The sequence below is a fragment of the Vulcaniibacterium gelatinicum genome, from assembly GCF_008033445.1.
Lineage (GTDB): Bacteria > Pseudomonadota > Gammaproteobacteria > Xanthomonadales > Xanthomonadaceae > Vulcaniibacterium_B > Vulcaniibacterium_B gelatinicum.
Map to the genome: position 1 here is coordinate 16,076 of NZ_VNKO01000016.1, position 17,011 is coordinate 33,086.

11 protein-coding genes and 2 tRNA genes are annotated in these 17,011 nt (G+C 68.6%); 10 read left to right on the forward strand and 3 right to left on the reverse strand.

Annotation, left to right across the window (positions count from 1 at the left end):
• The first annotated feature begins 210 nt into the window (after positions 1 to 210).
• Together FPV26_RS09945 and ppnN are read left to right on the forward strand one after the other, a co-directional pair.
• Complete coding sequence (locus tag FPV26_RS09945; RefSeq protein WP_147653732.1) at positions 211 to 3,426, forward strand: TonB-dependent receptor; 3,216 nt, start codon at positions 211 to 213, stop codon at positions 3,424 to 3,426.
• Between the two features lie 85 nt (positions 3,427 to 3,511).
• On the forward strand, positions 3,512 to 4,948 hold the full coding sequence (ppnN, locus tag FPV26_RS09950) for a nucleotide 5'-monophosphate nucleosidase PpnN (protein ID WP_147653733.1): 1,437 nt from the start codon (positions 3,512 to 3,514) through the stop codon (positions 4,946 to 4,948).
• Between the two features lie 33 nt (positions 4,949 to 4,981).
• Here the strand turns inward: ppnN and FPV26_RS09955 are convergent, their stop codons facing one another.
• On the reverse strand, positions 4,982 to 5,458 hold the full coding sequence (locus FPV26_RS09955) for a type IV pilin protein (protein ID WP_342781844.1): 477 nt from the start codon (positions 5,456 to 5,458) through the stop codon (positions 4,982 to 4,984).
• A gap of 126 nt (positions 5,459 to 5,584) precedes the next feature.
• On the opposite strand from FPV26_RS09955, the gene FPV26_RS09960 reads away from it, so the two are divergent.
• The 4 genes from FPV26_RS09960 to FPV26_RS09975 are packed head-to-tail and all read left to right on the forward strand — an operon-like array spanning position 5,585 to position 10,964.
• Positions 5,585 to 6,172 (forward strand): pilus assembly FimT family protein, encoded by a 588-nt coding sequence (locus tag FPV26_RS09960; RefSeq protein WP_147653735.1) that lies wholly within the window; start codon positions 5,585 to 5,587, stop codon positions 6,170 to 6,172.
• A 1-nt stretch (position 6,173) separates the two neighbouring features.
• Positions 6,174 to 6,959 carry a PilW family protein gene (locus FPV26_RS09965; protein ID WP_147653736.1) on the forward strand — a complete coding sequence of 262 codons (786 nt, stop codon included), beginning with the start codon at positions 6,174 to 6,176 and terminating at the stop codon, positions 6,957 to 6,959.
• A gap of 22 nt (positions 6,960 to 6,981) precedes the next feature.
• A complete protein-coding gene (locus FPV26_RS09970; RefSeq protein WP_147653737.1) occupies positions 6,982 to 8,616 on the forward strand; it encodes a PilX N-terminal domain-containing pilus assembly protein in 1,635 nt (544 codons plus the stop codon).
• 14 nt (positions 8,617 to 8,630) lie between these two features.
• On the forward strand, positions 8,631 to 10,964 hold the full coding sequence (locus FPV26_RS09975) for a type IV pilus modification PilV family protein (protein WP_147653738.1): 2,334 nt from the start codon (positions 8,631 to 8,633) through the stop codon (positions 10,962 to 10,964).
• 54 nt (positions 10,965 to 11,018) lie between these two features.
• Here the strand turns inward: FPV26_RS09975 and FPV26_RS09980 are convergent.
• Positions 11,019 to 11,095 (reverse strand) — tRNA-Asn (locus tag FPV26_RS09980).
• A 51-nt stretch (positions 11,096 to 11,146) separates the two neighbouring features.
• The gene (locus FPV26_RS09985) at positions 11,147 to 11,689 is read right to left on the reverse strand and encodes a GspH/FimT family protein (protein ID WP_181952625.1); all 543 of its coding nucleotides are present in this window, start codon (positions 11,687 to 11,689) and stop codon (positions 11,147 to 11,149) included.
• A gap of 205 nt (positions 11,690 to 11,894) precedes the next feature.
• Here FPV26_RS09985 and uvrB point away from each other — a divergent pair, with 205 nt between their 5' ends.
• From uvrB to infC, 4 genes are all read left to right on the forward strand, one after another.
• The gene (gene uvrB, locus FPV26_RS09990) at positions 11,895 to 13,928 is read left to right on the forward strand and encodes an excinuclease ABC subunit UvrB (RefSeq protein ID WP_147653740.1); all 2,034 of its coding nucleotides are present in this window, start codon (positions 11,895 to 11,897) and stop codon (positions 13,926 to 13,928) included.
• A gap of 49 nt (positions 13,929 to 13,977) precedes the next feature.
• Positions 13,978 to 14,052, forward strand: a tRNA-Val gene (locus FPV26_RS09995).
• Between the two features lie 266 nt (positions 14,053 to 14,318).
• A complete protein-coding gene (thrS, locus tag FPV26_RS10000) occupies positions 14,319 to 16,223 on the forward strand; it encodes a threonine--tRNA ligase (RefSeq protein ID WP_147653741.1) in 1,905 nt (634 codons plus the stop codon).
• Entirely contained in the window at positions 16,220 to 16,798 is a 579-nt protein-coding gene (gene infC, locus FPV26_RS10005; protein WP_147653742.1) for a translation initiation factor IF-3, read from the forward strand. Before thrS ends, infC begins: the two co-directional genes overlap by 4 nt.
• Positions 16,799 to 17,011 lie beyond the last annotated feature (213 nt).

Genomic DNA, 17,011 nt, shown 5'->3' on the forward strand with positions numbered 1-17,011 from the left:
CCATGGGGCCCGGAATCAGCGGCCCTGCCCGGGGCTCCCGGCTGTCATCCTGCGGTCATCTGCTGAATCTACCGTGTTAAACTGCAGTTAACCCGTGCGCCGCCGTACGGGTGGGGGTTCCCAGACTCGCCGTTTGCCGACGACCGTAGGGATGCGGCCTGGCGGCCTTGCGCCGTCGTCGCGCTGCCAACTTCCGCAACGAGGTTTCCAATGAACCAACCGAACCGCGTCCGGCTGTCCAAGCTGTCGCTCGCCCTGATCGCCGTCCTCGCCGCCGCCCCGGCCTTCGCCCAGAACACCTCCGCCGGCATCGGCGGTCGCGTGCTCGATGCCAGCGGCCGGCCGGTGGCGGGCGCCGAGGTCACCATCGTCCACACCGAATCGGGCACGGTCAGCAAGGTCGTGACCGACGCCGAGGGCCGTTACAACGCCCGCGGCCTGCGCGTGGGCGGTCCGTACACGATCACGGCCACCAAGGCCGGCGCGGGCACCTCCTCGGAGGACGGCGTGTACCTCAACCTGGGCACGGTGACCCAGGTGGACACCCAGCTCCGCGGCGACGTGACCACCCTGGAGACGGTGGAAGCGGTGGCCGGTGACACCTCGGAGGTGTTCAGCGCCGACAAGGTGGGTGCGGGCACCCTGGTCTCGCGCGACGTTCTCGAAGGCTTCTTCTCGCTCAACCGCGACCTGCAGGACTACGCCCGCCTCGACCCGCGCATCTCGCAGACCGACAAGGAGCGCGGTGAGATTTCCGCGGGCGGCCAGAACACCCGCTACAACTCCATCACCATCGACCGCGTGTCCACCAACGACACCTTCGGCCTGGAGTCCAACAACCTGCCGACGATCCGCCAGCCGATCTCGATCGACTCGATCGAGGAGGTGCAGGTCAACGTCACCAACTACGACGTGACCCAGAAGGGCTACACCGGCGCCAACATCAACGCCGTCACCAAGTCCGGCACCAACGAGTTCCACGGCAGCGCCTACTACGTGTACCGCGAGGCCGACTGGGTCGGCGATGGCGCCAACAACCGTCCGTTCACCGGCTTCAAGGAGGACTGGACCTACGGCGCCACCCTCGGTGGCCCGATCGTCCGCGACCGCCTGTTCTTCTTCGCCAACTACGAGAAGAGCGAGCTGAGCGCGCCCGGCGGCGACTCCGGCCCGGTCGGCAGCGGCGCCAGCAACATCGTCGGCAACATCACCCTGGCCGATGTGACCCGCGTGCAGCAGATCGCCCAGGGCTACGGCCTGACCGCGGGCGGCCTGTCGGCGGGCGAGGGCACCAAGACCACCAGCGAGACCGCGCTGGTCAAGCTCGACTGGAACATCAACGACGCCCACCGCGCCTCGCTGCGCGTGAACAAGACCGAGCAGGACGAGGCGATCCTGCCCGGCTTCGGCACCAACTTCTTCTCGCTGTCCTCGCACTGGTACAACCAGCAGAAGGAGTTCACCAACTACGTCGCCGAGTGGTTTGGCGACTGGAGCGACAACTTCTCCACCGAGGCCAGCGTCGCCTTCCGCGACTACCACAGCGAGCCGCGCACCTTCGGCCGCCAGCCGCAGGTGCAGGTCAACTTCGCCGGCGGCCAGAGCCTGCGCTTCGGCACCGAGCAGTTCCGCCATGCCAACGTGCTCGACACCGAGACCTGGACCGGCTTCTTCGCCGGCAACCTGTTCCTCGGCGACCACGAGCTGAAGTTCGGCGTGGACTACGAGCGCAACGAGATCTACAACCTGTTCGTCGAGTCCGCGTTCGGCACCTACACCTTCAACAGCCTGACCGACTTCCAGAACGGCCGCTACCGCGACTATGCGCTGCGCGTGCCGAGCACCGGCAACATGGACGACGCCGCGGCCCAGGCCGAGTTCGCCAACACCGGCCTGTTCGTGCAGGACACCTGGATGGTGAACCCCAACCTGACCCTGCAGTTCGGCCTGCGCTACGACACGCTCGGCGTGGACGGCGTGCCGCGCTTCAACGCCGCGGCCTCGACCACGTTCGGCTACCGCAACGACGAGACCGTGGACGGCAAATCGCTGCTGCAGCCGCGCTTCGGCTTCAACTACACCTTCGACGCCGAGCGGCCGACCCAGCTGCGCGGCGGCGTGGGCCTGTTCCAGGGCGCCGCGGCCAACGTCTGGCTGGTCAACCCCTACACCAACAACGGCCTGAGCATCTCGGTGTTCGGCTGCGGCTCTGGCTTCAGCAGCAGCTGCGCCGCGGCGCCGCTGTTCAACCCGTCCAACCCGCCGCGCATCGGCAGCGCCCGCGCCGACGTGGACTTCCTGCACCCGGACCTCGAGCAGCCGGCGGTGTGGAAGGCCAACCTCGCCTTCGAGCATGAACTGCCGTGGTGGAACACGGTGTTCTCGGTGGAGGGCGTGCTGTTCTCGGTCGAGAACGGCATCTACTACCAGCACCTGAACCTGGGCGCGCCCACCGCTGTCGGCAAGGACGGCCGCCAGCTCTACTGGCGCAGCACGGCGCCGGCGAACTACCAGACCAGCAACGGCAACTTCAACGGCATCGCGCGCTCCAACGCCAACACCGCCTACCGCGAAGTGCTGCTGGCCGCCCCCACCAACAAGGGCGAGGGGCAGAACCTCACCGTCTCGCTGAGCAAGCCGCTCGGGCGCGAGGACCGCTGGGGCTGGTCGCTGGCCTACAGCTACACCGACGCCACCGACGCCAGCCCGCTGACCTCGAGCCGCTCGATCTCCAACTGGGCCTCGCGCGCCTCGTTCAACCCGAACGAGGAAGTCGCGGCGCGCTCGAACTACGTCGTTCGTGACCGTTTTGTCGGTACGCTCCGCTTCCGCGAGCAGTTCTTCGGCGACAACGACACCGAAATCTCGCTGTTCTACGAAGGCCGCTCCGGCAAGCCGTTCAGCTGGACCTTCCAGAACGACATGAACGGCGACGGCCTGGCCGGCAACGACCTGATGTACATCCCCGCCGGCCCCGGCGACGTGATCTTCCGCGGCGGCGCGGCCGAGGAGGCCGAGTTCTGGGCCTACGTCAGCCAGCATCCGGAGCTGATGGCGGCGCGCGGCGGCGTGGTCGAGCGCAGCAGCGGCACCGCGCCGTGGGTGAACACCTTCGACCTGCGCGTGCGCCAGGAATTCCCGGGCTTCTTCGAGGGCCACAAGTCCGAGCTGGTGCTCGACGTGTTCAACGTCGGCAACCTGATCAACAAGGACTGGGGCCAGGTGGAGGAGATCTTCTTCCAGTCCAACGGCGGCCAGGCGCGCAGCTTCGTCAACTTCGCCGGCATCGACCCGGCCACCGGCAGGTACATCTACACCCTGGTGCGCAATTCCAGCGGCCAGTTCACGCCGGAGGGCTTCGGCCTGCGCGACCGCCGCGGCGAGTCGCGCTGGGCCGCGCAGCTCACCTTCCGCTACAAGTTCTGATCCGGCGCGGCGCGGCCGCGACCATGGAAACGGCCGGGGCGACCCGGCCGTTTTTTTTGCGTCCGGCGCGCGCTAGAGTCCGCCGATGAGCCATACGAAGACCGGAACCTTGGACGCCAAGATCCCCGATGCGCCGGCCCGTGCGCACCCGACGACCCTGCCCACCGTCAACGCCCGCATCTATCCGCGCGGCGGCCTGGACGTGCTCTCGCGCGCCGAGGTGGCGCGCCTGCGCGACGCCTCCAGCGGCGGCCTGCACGACCTGCTGCGCCGCTGCGCGCTGGCGGTGCTGACCAGCGGCAGCGCCTCGGACGACCCGCGCGCGGCGCAGGAGCTGTACCCCGAGTTCGACATCGAGGTGGTGCAGCAGGATCGCGGCGTGCGCCTGGAGCTCCACAACGCGCCGGCCACCGCGTTCGTGGACGGCGAGATCATCCGCGGCGTGGCCGAGCTGCTGTTCGCGGTGGTGCGCGACCTGGCCTATACCGCGATCGAGCTGGGCGGGGAGAACGGCCGCGGCCGCGACCTGACCACGTCCGAGGGCATCACCGACGCCGTGTTCGGCCTGCTGCGCAACGCCCGCATCCTCGGCCCGGGCGAGCCGAACCTGGTGGTGTGCTGGGGCGGCCACTCGATCAGCCGCGACGAGTACCTCTACACCAAGCAGGTCGGCTACGAGCTCGGCCTGCGCGGCCTGGACATCTGCACCGGCTGCGGCCCGGGCGCGATGAAGGGGCCGATGAAGGGCGCCACCATCGCCCACGCCAAGCAGCGCCGCCGGCGCATGCGCTACATCGGCATCACCGAGCCCGGGATCATCGCCGCCGAGTCGCCGAACCCGATCGTCAACCACCTGGTGATCATGCCGGACATCGAGAAGCGCCTGGAGGCGTTCGTCCGCGTCGGCCACGGCATCGTCGTGTTCCCCGGCGGCGTGGGCACGGCGGAGGAGATCCTGTACCTGCTCGGCATCCTGCTGCGGGAGGAGAACGCCGGCCTGCCGTTCCCGCTGATCTTCACCGGTCCCACCGCCGCGGCGCCGTACTTCGAACAGATCGACCACTTCCTGCGCCTGACCCTGGGCGAGGCCGCCACCTCCCGCTACGAGATCGTCATCGGCGACCCGGCCCAGGTGGCCCGGCGCATGGCTGCCGGCATCCGCAAGGTGCGCGAGCACCGCGTCGCCCACCAGGACTCGTTCTTCTTCAACTGGTCGCTCGACGTCCCGCTGGTCTTCCAGCAGCCCTTCACTCCTACCCACGAGGCGATGGCCGCGCTGCGCCTGCACGACGGCCGCGCCCCGCACGAACTCGCCGCCGACCTGCGCCGCGCCTTCTCCGGCATCGTCTCCGGCAACGTCAAGGAAGAGGGCATGCGCCGGATCGAGACCCACGGCCCGTTCGAGATCCACGGCGACCCCGCCATGATGCGCGCGCTCGACGCCCTGCTGCGCGCGTTCGTCGAGCAGCGGCGGATGAAGATCGCCGGGGAGTACCGGCCGTGTTATCGGGTGTTGGCGTAGACCGTCATTCCCGCGCGACGGGCATCACGGGTTTCACCAGCAATCCGTCGCGCTGCCGCTGACGGTCTTGTCCAGCATGCCCGGCGGGTTGTTGTCGTTGTTGTTGTCTATGCGCAGGGTGAAGGTCCCGCAGCGATCGGCAGCCTGGGCGCCGGCCGGCGTGGCGGTCATCACTACGTCAGTGGCGGTGTTGCTGCCGGCGGTGACGGCGAAGGTATAGTGCTGGGAGGTAGGCAGCAGGATGCCGTTCGGTGGATTGCCGGCGGCTGCGGTGTTGGCTGGCGCATAGGTGGTGTGGTTGGCACGCCACTGCTCCTGGCGCAGCTGCATGTCGCTCAGGCCGCGCACGGCTTCGGCTCGCCGGCTCTTGCGGATCTGCTCGGTGAAGGCGGGAACCGCCAACGCCAGCAGCAGCCCGACGATGATCAACACCACCATCAGCTCGATCAACGTGAATCCGGTTGGCCGTCTCATGGGCGCCCCCCAAGGCTGGTGACCGCATCCTAGCATTGCCCCGGCCGGGGCGAGCCCGGGGTCATGGCGTTCGTCCCCCCGGATTCACCGTTCGTCCTGCGCCCGGTTGCCGAACGGTAGCCCGGCTTGGTGTGATGCCCAGAGACAAGCGGAGGTCTGCCCATGCGGCAACGCATTGCCGGCATCACCCTGATCGAGCTCATGGTCACCCTGACGGTGCTGGGCATCCTGGCGGCGTTGGCGGTGCCGTCGTTCATCGAGTTCCGGCAGCGGTCGGCGCTGCGCGGCGCGGCCGACCAGCTGGTCTCGGTCTGGGGCGACGCCCGCTTCGAGGCCCTGCGCCGCAACAGCCTGGTCAAGGTGGGCCTGAAGACCCTGGACACCGGCGCGTTCTGCATCGGCGTGGCCACCACCACCGATCCGGCGGACAACACCGCCTGCGACTGTTTCAACGCCGCCTGCAATGTCGCCTCGTATCCGGCCAACCAGGGCGAGTGGCGCGGTGTGACCGCCCCGGCCAATCCGACCCTGGGCGATACCGACACCGACGACGACGGCGTGGCGGTCATCGACCCCAAGCGCGGCGGCCTGACCGAGCGCACCGACGCCGGCGCGTTGTCCCTGCAGGGCCCGCCCGGCCCGCGCGACTACCGCCTGAATTTCGTCGTGGACGGCAACGGCCGCGCGTTCCTGTGCGAACCCACGGCCGCCCCCGACAAGCTCCCCCAGTACACCAACCGACGCTGCTGACATGACGTCCTTCCCCCGCTCCCAGTCCGGCATGAGCCTGGTCGAGCTCATGGTTTCGCTCGTCGCCGGCCTGATCGTGGCCGGTGCGGCGGTGGCGTTCACGATTTCGAGCCTGCGCAGCAATTCCGAGTACATCGCCGCCACCCGCCTGACCCAGGAGCTGCGCACCTCGATGAACTTCGTCGTGGACGAACTGCAGCGCGCCGGTTACGACGAGAATTCGCTTCGTTACATCGCCCAGCCGGCGGCGACCGCGACTTCGTCGGCGTTCTCGCTGATCCAGGTTGCGGACAGCGACGGGGACGGGGTCAACGATTGCGTGGTCTACGCCTACGACCGCCTGCCCGCGAACCCGGGCCAGGTGGATCTTTCGAACGGCGAAATCCGCGCGATCCGCCGGACCGTGGTGCCGGGCACCGGCGTGGGCGTGCTCGAATTCGCCGAGAGCGCGGCGGGGCTGACCCCCTCCTGCAACGGCAACGCCGCCGATTATTCGACCTACCCTGCGACCTGCAATGCGGCCTCCGGATGGTGCGCGGTGTCCGACCCGCGCGTGCTCGACATCCAGCGCCTGGCCTTCACCGATGCCAGCGTGCCGGTCAACGGAAACCTCTCGATCGGCATCAGCAACCTGCTGATCCGCCGGATCGGCGTGGAGATGGTCGGCCGCCTGCAGGGCGTGCCGGACACGCAGGTTCGCCGCGGCCTGCGTTCCGACATCCGGGTGCGCGCCGATTGCATCCGCGCCAACCTCAACGATTGCCGAGCAAGTCCCTCCGGCGTCTGAGGCGCCGATGGAGCACATCCACATGCCTACCCGCCGCCATCTCCCCACCCTGTCCCGGTCCCAGGCCGGCATCACCACGCTGGCGATCACGCTGATCCTGCTGGTGATCCTGACCCTGATCGTGCTGTTCTCCACCAATGTGGCGTTCTTCGAGCAGCGCACGACCACCAGCGAGAACCGGGCCGAGATCACCCAGCAGGCGGCGGAGTATGCGCTCAACCTGGCGGGGGAATACCTGAAGGCCAACCGGGACAAGATCATCGCCAACACCGGCGCGGGCTGGCTCACGCCCGGCAGCGCCAAGTGGGTGCGCTGCCCCACCGGCCTGCTCGCCAATGAGGGCGGCCCGGTGCCGGTGACCCATCCCTGCGCGGCCGAGCGGCTGCGTGCGCGACGGGAGCAGATGTACTACTTCGACAACGATCCCAGCACCGCCACCATTGACGGCCTTCCCTACACCACCATTGCGGGCGCCCTCACCGGCGTCCGCACCGGCGAAGGCGCCGCGACCTACAACGCCACCACCACGGTCAACGCCGTGCTGTGCAGGATCGGCAGCGACCTGACGCCGGCCAGCCCCTCGTTCCCCTGCGCGGCCAATCCCGCCACCGGCAACAACATCGCGGTCACCCTGATCGCCGAGACCTCGCTGCCGGGTGAGAACGCGGCGGCCACCATCAAGGAGACCTGGGCGACGACCACCGGCAACACCCCCGCGGCGGCGGTGCCGCTGATCGCCTCCGGATTCGTCCGGGGCCTGGGCAACGCCGAGATCGTGGCGTCGCCGAATGCCGGCGGCTACGGCGTGCCGGGCTCGATCTGGTCGCCCAACAACGTGGACATCGAGGTCGGCGCTGGCTGCGCCGGCGGCGGTGGCGGCATCGGCTCGGTGTCCACCTGCCATGTCGGCGAGTATCTGCGTTCCACGCCGCGCGAGGATCTCAAGACGACCTGCGCCACCAGCAACAACGCCTGCGGCTGCCCGGCGGTCACGGCTACCGGCAGCGACTACCTCTCCGGCCATTCCGGTTCGGTGCGGCGCGAGGGGCTGGACGTGCTGGACCGCGACTGCAACGCGGGCTCGCTGCCCGACATCACGTTCTTCCCGCGCGAGCCCTACGACAACCCGAACGATCCCAGCGACGACTCGCTGTTCGAGTACACCTTCAACGTCAACTACGTGGTGGCGGAAGGTGGCACCACCGTCCTGAGCAACTGCGGGACCAGCGGCACGCAGAACTGCGCGGCCTACGCCCTGATCGAGGAGCTGGGGGCCACGGTGCTCTCGGACTGCAGCTCCTTGGGGACCGGGTCGTCCGGCATCTTCTACGTCACCGGCAATTGCGACCTCGGCAATTTCGGCTCGCCGACCGGTCCCGTGATCCTGGTGGTGGACGGCAACGTCAGCATCAACGGCAACGTCACGTTCTACGGCATGCTGTTCGCGCGCAGCAACAACAACAGCGCCGAAGTGCGGGGCAACGGCAACGTCAAGATCTTCGGCTCGATGATCGTGGAAGGCGACGTTGACCTCGGCGGCAACATTGACATCGTGTACGACGACACTAGCGCCTCGTCGTGCACCACCTGCTTCCCTGCAAGTGCCAAGTTCGGCAAGGTGCCCGGCAGCTGGCTCGACAGCCGCACCGGCATCTGAGCGAGGTGACCCCTATGACCCCTCATGGTTCGCGTCTCGTCCGCGGTTTCAGCCTGATCGAAGTGCTGATCGCGGTGGTCGTGCTCTCGTTCGGCCTGCTCGCGCTGGCCGCCCTGCAGGCGCGCTTGATGCAGGCCTCGTCCGAGGCCAAGGCGCAGTCGGTGGCGATCGCGCTCGCCAAGGCCAAGCTGGAGGAACTGCGCGCGTATTCCAGCCTCGATGAATACCGGGCGCTCACCAGCAGCAGCACGGCAGAGACGATCTCCGACTCCTCCGGCAACCTGGGCGGCATCAATTACCGCCGGCAGTGGGTCGTGGACCGCTATGCCTGGCCGCGGGCCGGCGGCGGGTTCGACAACTCCGTGTCGTTGACCGGCGCGCTCAATACCGCCACCTATGCCGAGAACAACGAGTTCAAGACCGTCCGCGTCGAGGTCACCTGGACCGACGCCAACGGCGCCGACCGCACGGTGGTGATGGAGGACGCGATCGCTGCGATCGACCCGAAGGACAGCGCGCGCAACCGGGTCAACCGCACCAGCCGGCCGCGTGGCCCGCAGGTGCTGATCTACAACCCGGCCGGCGAGGCGGGCGTGATCCCGATCGCCATCGGCAACGGCACCGATACCGCGGCCACCAATCCCAAGCCGGAGGTGGTGGGGCGCAACAACAGCCAGGCGGTGGTCGAGACCCGGTTCGATGTCCTGACCTATGCGGCGCTGTCCGGCAACACGGCCCTGGCCCAGGCGCGGGTGGAAACCGCGGTGATCGGCTGCAAGTGCGATTACGGCAACGCACCCGGCAGCAGCGTCAAGGCCTACCGGCCGGTGTACTGGAACGGGTTCCGCTACGCCCCGCCGCAGCCGGCCTCGTACTCGGCGCCGGCGGGGGCCGCGACCCTGCGCAACAACGACCCGCCGCAGAGCCGCCTGTGCGAGGCGTGCTGCCGCAACCATCATGACCCTTCCACGCTGGCGTCGGCGGAGCCGAAGTTCGATCCGTGGCGCTCCCCCCACGCGCACTACAACCTGGTCAACGGTGTGCTGACCCAAGTGACCTCCGGCGAGTACCTCGAAGCCTGCCGGATGATCCGCACCGACGGCATCTTCGACGTCGCCGCGGACCTGTCCAACGACTACTTCAACCTGCTCGAGACGGCCAGCAACGCGCAGTCGCCGGTGCCCAGCACCGCGGCCGTCTCCAGTTACCAGGATTTCGTCAAGGACTATCTGGATGCGCGGTTCCGCGCCGGTTCCTCCAGCGGCTACAACAACCGTACCTCGCCCTCGCCGACGACCTATGCCACGGCCGCGCAGCCGCAGAACCTCGACGTGCCGAGCCAGATTTCCATCGACCGCACCCAGGACGAGCGGTGGATGCATGCGCGCGGCCTGTACGTTGACTACCTGGAGAAGGTGGCGCGGGACGCGATTGACGATGCCAAGTCCCAGTGCGCGGACCAAAGCGCCACGGGGCTGTTGACCTGCGTGCTGCGGGTGCTGCCGTTCACCTCGATCAACCTGACCGAGATCGCGCGGTGGACGACGAGCACCACCACGCAACTGGTGGTCACCAACAACGACTTCGTCGAGTCGCTCACCAGCAACAATCCGGTGCGCGGCAAGGCGACGCCGGGCTCCAATCCGCAGCCGAACGACACCCCGTTGGCGACGAGCCGGATCACGGCGTCGAACTCGGGCGTGGCCCTGTACGCAGCGGTGGATCCGGACGACGCCACGGACCTGACGGACACCCAGAACTTCCGCATCACCGGCTCCGCGCCTCCGCCGGGGACTGGCGGCAACTTCAGCGTCAATCTGGGGGGCGGCCTGACGGTGCCCTCGGGTGGCGGCCGCATTCCGGGCATCGCGTTCAGCACCGGCGGCCAGACGGGCGTGACCTGCAACCCGTCCACGCCAGGCACTTCGACTTATCCCAGCCCCTATGTGTGCACGGCGCAGGCGCTGGGCAGCCCGACCACGATCCTGGCCAGCAATTACAACTACCAGGTCAATACAACGAGCACGGCACCGCTGACGTGCACCAAGAACGGTCGTGACCCGATCCCGTACCCTGACTCTGGTTCGCCGTATGAGGTCAAGATCTGCCGCAACTTCGCCCTGGACAGCGCGACCCTGAACGGATCGCCCGCCGGGTCGGTCGGCACCGCGCTGAACGACGGGCGGAGGAACGAGTCCACCATAGTGCAGTTCACGGCGGTGAACGCGAACGACGTGATCGGGCTCGTCTTCAGCAATCCGGTGGATACGCAGCAGCCGGTGACCTGCACATACACCGGCAACAGCAGCGACCCGAGGTTCACGGTGAGCTCGCCGGATTGCCCGTGAGCATGGCCGTCAACAAAAAACCCGCCGCAAGGCGGGTTTTTTGTGCGTGGCATCTGGCGCCCGAAGTTGGACTCGAACCAACGACCCTCTGATTAACAGTCAGATGCTCTAACCGGCTGAGCTATTCGGGCGGAGCGCGACATTTTGCCGTGAGCGGGGCCGCGCGTGCAAGTCATGCGGCCTCACATCGGCACCATGCACGCCTCCGCTGCCGCCGCGCTCGGCGTGCCCTGCCGCAGCCGCCCGTCGTTGGCCAGCACCACGGTGGTGGCGTGGGCGGGGCCGCGGCCGTCGCAGAGGGTGAAGGTGACGTTGGAGCCGGCGTTGCCGCCGCCGGGCTGGAACACCAGCCGGGTGCGGCCGGGGGTGCTGCGGAGGTGGACCCGGCCGGGGAGCGGAGCGACGGCGGCAAGCAGGGTTTCGTGCGGGTCGCGCTGGCGGTCGTGGTCGAGGTCGGCATAGGCGATCCAGCCCTTGGACCAATCCACGCTGCGGCGGCAGCCGCCGGCGTCGCCGGGGCAGAGCACGACCTCGCTGCCGGTCAGGGTGGCGTGGCGGACGGCATCGAGCAGGGAGCCGCCCAGGCTGGCGAGGGCGCCGCCGCGGCGGGCGGCTTCGGTGGCGTTGCTCAGGGCAGGGACGGCGGTGCCCAGGAGCAGGGCGAGGACGAGCAGGGCGATCAGGGCTTCGAGCAGGGTCAGGCCGGACTGGAGGCGGTGGGCCATGGCGGCGGGCGGTCGGTGTGGATGCCCGCAGGGTGGCGAGGGCGACGGAGGCGCGGGATCGGGGAAGGGCAGGCGTGCGGGTCGGAAATCGCCGGCTGGGATCTGCCTGCCGGCTTCTCCGTGACCGGGACGGGGCAGTGACCGGGGCGCGGGTCTAGACTGTGAGTTTCCCCCGCCCGTGTCGGCTTCCCCCGTGCCGCCCGCCATGAACGACGATTCCACCCCCGCCGGCTTCCAGCTCGTCGCCCCGTACTCCCCGGCGGGCGACCAGCCGCAGGCGATCGAGCGGCTGGTGGCGGGGTTCGAGTCCGGGCTGGCCAGGCAGGTGCTGCTGGGCGTCACCGGCTCGGGCAAGACCTACACCGTCGCCAACGTCATCCAGCGGGTGCAGAAGCCGACCCTGGTGATGGCGCCGAACAAGACCCTGGCGGCGCAGCTGTACGGCGAGTTCAAGGCGTTCTTCCCGCACAACGCGGTGGAGTACTTCGTCAGCTACTACGACTACTACCAGCCGGAGGCCTACGTCCCGTCCTCCGACACCTACATCGAGAAGGACAGCTCGATCAACGAGCACATCGAGCAGATGCGCCTGTCGGCGACCAAGGCGCTGCTCGAGCGCCGCGACGCGATCATCGTCTGCACGGTCTCGGCCATCTACGGCCTGGGCGACCCGAACGAGTACTTCAAGATGGTGCTGCACCTGGTGCGCGGCGAGCGCATCGAGCAGCGCGAGCTGATCCGTCGCCTGACCGAGATGCAGTACACCCGCAACGAGTTCGAACTCGGCCGCGGCTGCTACCGGGTGCGCGGCGAGACCATTGACGTGCATCCGGCCGAGAGCGACGCGGAGGCGCTGCGGATCGAGCTGTTCGACGGCGAGATCGAGGCCCTGACCGTGTTCGACCCGCTCACCGGCGAGGCGCTGCGCAGGATCCCGCGCTACACGATCTACCCGAAGTCGCACTACGTGACCACCCGGCGCACGGTGCTGGACGCGATCGAGAACATCAAGCTCGAGCTGCGCGAGCGGCTGGAACAGCTGTACGCGCAGAACCGGCTGGTGGAGGCGCAGCGCCTGGCCCAGCGCACCCAGTTCGACCTGGAGATGCTGGCCGAGGTGGGCTACTGCAACGGCATCGAGAACTACTCCCGGCACCTGACCGGGCGCATGCCCGGCGAGCCGCCGCCGTGCCTGTTCGACTACCTGCCGCCGGACGCGCTGCTGGTGGTGGACGAGTCGCACGTGACCATCCCGCAGATCGGGGCGATGTACCGCGGCGACCGTTCGCGCAAGGAGACGCTGGTGGAGTTCGGCTTCCGCCTGCCCTCGGCGCTCGACAACCGGCCGCTGACCTTCGAGGAGTGGGAGCTGCGCTCGCCGCGCAGCATCTACGTCTCGGCCACGCCGGGGCCGTACGAGCTGCGCGAGTCGGGCGGCGAGGTGGTCGAGCTGGTGGTGCGGCCGACCGGTCTGGTGGACCCGGAGGTCGAGGTGCGTCCGGTCGCCACCCAGGTGGACGACCTGCTGTCCGAGATCCACCAGCGTGTGGCCTGGGGCGACCGCGTGCTGGTCACCACCCTGACCAAGCGCATGGCCGAGAACCTCACCGAGTACCTCGGCGAGCACGGCGTGCGGGTGCGCTACCTGCACTCGGACGTGGACACGGTGGAGCGGGTGGAGATCATCCGCGACCTGCGCCTGGGCCGGTTCGACGTGCTGGTGGGCATCAACCTGCTGCGCGAGGGCCTGGACATGCCCGAGGTGTCGCTGGTGGCGATCCTCGATGCGGACAAGGAAGGCTTCCTGCGCTCGACCGGCTCGCTGATCCAGACCATCGGCCGCGCCGCGCGCAACGTGCGCGGCAAGGCGATCCTGTACGCCGACACCGTGACCCGCTCGATGCGGGCGGCGATGGACGAAACCGGGCGCCGCCGGCAGAAGCAGCTCGAATACAACGCCGCGCACGGCATCGTGCCGCAGTCCATCGCCAAGCCGGTGATGGACATCATGGAGGGCGCCCGCGCCGAACCGGGCGAGGCCCGCGGCCGCGGCAAGGCGCGCCGCGTCGCCGAGCCGGTGGAGGAGTACGCACGGATGGCCCCGGCCCAGCTCGCGGCCCGGCTCAAGGCGCTGGAGCAGCGCATGTACCAGCACGCCCGCGACCTGGAGTTCGAGGAGGCCGCCCGGGTGCGGGACGAGATCCGCCGGATCAAGGAGGCGGCGCTGGTGGCCGGCTGAGGGGCCCGGCTTTTCCCGCCGCCCGGCATCCGCTAGACTGCACGGCCCCGGGCGGTTAGCTCAGCGGTAGAGCACTACCTTGACATGGTAGGGGTCACAGGTTCGAACCCTGTACCGCCCACCACGCCTCACCGGCGTGACCTGGTCAACGACTGAAGACAAAGGTGGCCCGCGGAAACGCCGGCCGAGCGTGCGACATGAGGACTCCCCGCCACTGACGCCGAGATTCCACGAGGCCGGGTTGCCGCATGCGTGCGGAAACGGAACAAGCGCCCTCGTGGCGCTTTTTTGTTGCGCCCGGCCCCCACCCCGGCCCTCCCCCGCGTGCGGGGGAGGGAGAGACAGGCCAATCCTCCCCCAGGTGGGGAGAGAGACGAGACGCCCGCACAGATGATCACGATCACGCTCCCCGACGGCAGCCGCCGTGAATTCGACCACCCCGTGACGGTCGCCGAGGTGGCGGCAAGCATCGGCCCCGGCCTGGCCAAGGCCGCGCTGGCCGGCAAGGTGGACGGCCGGCTGGTGGACACCAGCCACCGCATCGAGCGCGACGCGCAGCTGGAGATCGTCACCGACCGGCACCCCGACGCGCTGGAGGTCCTGCGGCACTCCACCGCGCACCTGCTGGCGCAGGCGGTGCAGCGGCTGTATCCGGGGGCGCAGGTCACGATCGGCCCGGTGATCGAGAACGGCTTCTACTACGACTTCGCCTACGAGCGCCCGTTCACGCCCGAGGACCTGCCGCGGATCGAGGAGGAGATGCACCGCATCGTCAAGGAGGCGCTGCCGGTCACGCGCAGCGTCAAGCCGCGCGACGAGGCGATCCGCTTCTTCCGCGGGCTGGGCGAGGAGTACAAGGCGCAGATCATCGAGGGCATCCCCGCCGACGAGGAACTCTCGCTCTACACCCAGGGCGAGTTCACCGACCTGTGCCGCGGCCCGCACGTGCCGAGCACCGACAAGCTGCGCGCGTTCAAGCTGATGAAGGTGGCCGGCGCCTACTGGCGCGGCGATTCGAACAACCAGATGCTCAGCCGCATCTACGGCACGGCCTGGCTGAACGAGAAGGACCTCAAGGCCTACCTGCACCAGCTGGAGGAGGCCGAGAAGCGCGACCACCGCAAGATCGGCAAGGCGCAGGACCTGTTCCACCTGCAGGAGGAGGCCCCGGGCCTGATCTTCTGGCACCCGAAGGGCTGGGCGATCTGGCAGGTGGTCGAGCAGTACATGCGCAAGGTGTACCGCGACAGCGGCTACCAGGAGGTGCGCTGCCCGCAGATCCTGGACGTGTCCCTGTGGCAGAAGTCCGGCCACTGGGACAACTACAAGGAGAACATGTTCTTCACCGAGTCGGAGAAGCGCACCTACGCGCTCAAGCCGATGAACTGCCCGGGCCACGTGCAGGTGTACAACGCCGGCCTGCACAGCTACCGCGACCTGCCGATCCGCTACGGCGAGTTCGGCGCCTGCCACCGCAACGAGCCCTCCGGTGCCCTGCACGGCATCCTGCGCGTGCGTGGTTTCACCCAGGACGACGGCCACGTCTTCTGCACCGAGGACCAGATCGAGGCCGAGGTGACCGCCTTCCACCGGCAGGCGCTGAAGGTCTACGCCGACTTCGGCTTCTCCGACATCCAGATCAAGATCGCGCTGCGCCCGGACAAGCGCTTGGGCGACGACGCCACCTGGGACAAGGCCGAGGACGCCCTGCGCAACGCCCTGCGCGGTGCCGGCGTGGAGTGGCAGGAGCTGCCGGGCGAAGGCGCCTTCTACGGCCCCAAGATCGAGTACCACCTCAAGGACGCCATCGGCCGCACCTGGCAGCTCGGCACCATGCAGGTGGACTTCATGATGCCGGCCCGGCTGGGGGCGGAGTACGTGGACGAGCACAGCCAGCGCCGCCACCCGGTGATGCTGCACCGGGCCATCGTCGGCTCCATGGAGCGCTTCATCGGGATCCTGCTGGAGCACCACGCCGGCCAGCTCCCGGCCTGGCTGGCCCCGGTCCAGGCGGTGGTGATGACCATCACCGACGCCCATGCCGACTGGGCCGAGGAGGTCCGGAAAACCCTTGCGAATCAAGGGTTCCGGGTCCAATCCGATTTGCGGAACGAGAAGATCGGCTATAAGATTCGCGAGCACACGCTGCAGCGGGTGCCGTACCTGCTCGTGGTGGGGGACCGCGAGAAGGAGCACGGCGCGGTGGCCGTGCGCACGCGCAGTGGCGAGGACCTGGGGAGCATGAGCGTCGCCGACTTCGCCGCGCGCCTGCGGGCCGACCACGTGGCAGCATGAGCCAGGCCCGGCCGCCCGGTGCGGCCGGCACCACCCATCCCGGAGACCGCAACATCAGCACCCTCGAGAAACAGAACCGCAGGAACCACGAGATCCGTGTGCCGCGCGTGCGCGTGATCGGCGCCGACGGCGAGATGATCGGCGTCCTGTCGCGCGACGAAGCCCTGCGCATGGCCGAAGAAGCGGAACTGGACCTGGTCGAGATCCAGCCCAACGCCGACCCGCCGGTGTGCCGGATCATGGACTTCGGCAAGTTCAAGTTCGAGCAGCAGAAGAAGGCCGCGGCTGCGAAGAAGAAGCAGAAGCAGGTCGAGATCAAGGAAGTGAAGTTCCGCCCCGTGACCGACGAGGGCGACTACCAGATCAAGCTGCGCAACATGCGCCGCTTCCTCGAGGAGGGCGACAAGGTCAAGGTCAACATCCGCTTCCGCGGCCGCGAGATGAGCCACCAGGAACTCGGCCGGGCGATGGCGCAGCGGATCGAGGCCGACCTCGGCGAGGACGTGGTGATCGAGCAGCGCCCCCGGCTCGAGGGCCGGCAGATGGTGATGATGATCGCGCCGAAGAAGAAGTGACGCCGGCCGCCCTCTCCGCACGCCGGGGAGGCGCTTACCCCTCTGATTTGCAAGGGAAACCGGGGCCCGGCATAATGGCCGGCCCGGTTCGCCCGGGGGTTGCGTCAGCAATCACAGGACCCGCCGCGGATCCCTTGGGGATCAACGGCTTACGACCGGCAGGGGCAAGGAAGGAAAGCGTGGCACCGCCACCGCCCCGCCAGTGACAGCACT

Coding starts and splice junctions, on each gene's coding strand:
- FPV26_RS09945 (WP_147653732.1), top strand. CDS start 211: ATGAACCAACCGAACCGCGTCCGGCTGTCCAAGCTGTCGCTCGCCCTG.
- ppnN (WP_147653733.1), top strand. CDS start 3,512: ATGAGCCATACGAAGACCGGAACCTTGGACGCCAAGATCCCCGATGCG.
- FPV26_RS09955 (WP_342781844.1), bottom strand. CDS start 5,458: ATGCTAGGATGCGGTCACCAGCCTTGGGGGGCGCCCATGAGACGGCCA.
- FPV26_RS09960 (WP_147653735.1), top strand. CDS start 5,585: ATGCGGCAACGCATTGCCGGCATCACCCTGATCGAGCTCATGGTCACC.
- FPV26_RS09965 (WP_147653736.1), top strand. CDS start 6,174: ATGACGTCCTTCCCCCGCTCCCAGTCCGGCATGAGCCTGGTCGAGCTC.
- FPV26_RS09970 (WP_147653737.1), top strand. CDS start 6,982: ATGCCTACCCGCCGCCATCTCCCCACCCTGTCCCGGTCCCAGGCCGGC.
- FPV26_RS09975 (WP_147653738.1), top strand. CDS start 8,631: ATGACCCCTCATGGTTCGCGTCTCGTCCGCGGTTTCAGCCTGATCGAA.
- FPV26_RS09985 (WP_181952625.1), bottom strand. CDS start 11,689: ATGGCCCACCGCCTCCAGTCCGGCCTGACCCTGCTCGAAGCCCTGATC.
- uvrB (WP_147653740.1), top strand. CDS start 11,895: ATGAACGACGATTCCACCCCCGCCGGCTTCCAGCTCGTCGCCCCGTAC.
- thrS (WP_147653741.1), top strand. CDS start 14,319: ATGATCACGATCACGCTCCCCGACGGCAGCCGCCGTGAATTCGACCAC.
- infC (WP_147653742.1), top strand. CDS start 16,220: ATGAGCCAGGCCCGGCCGCCCGGTGCGGCCGGCACCACCCATCCCGGA.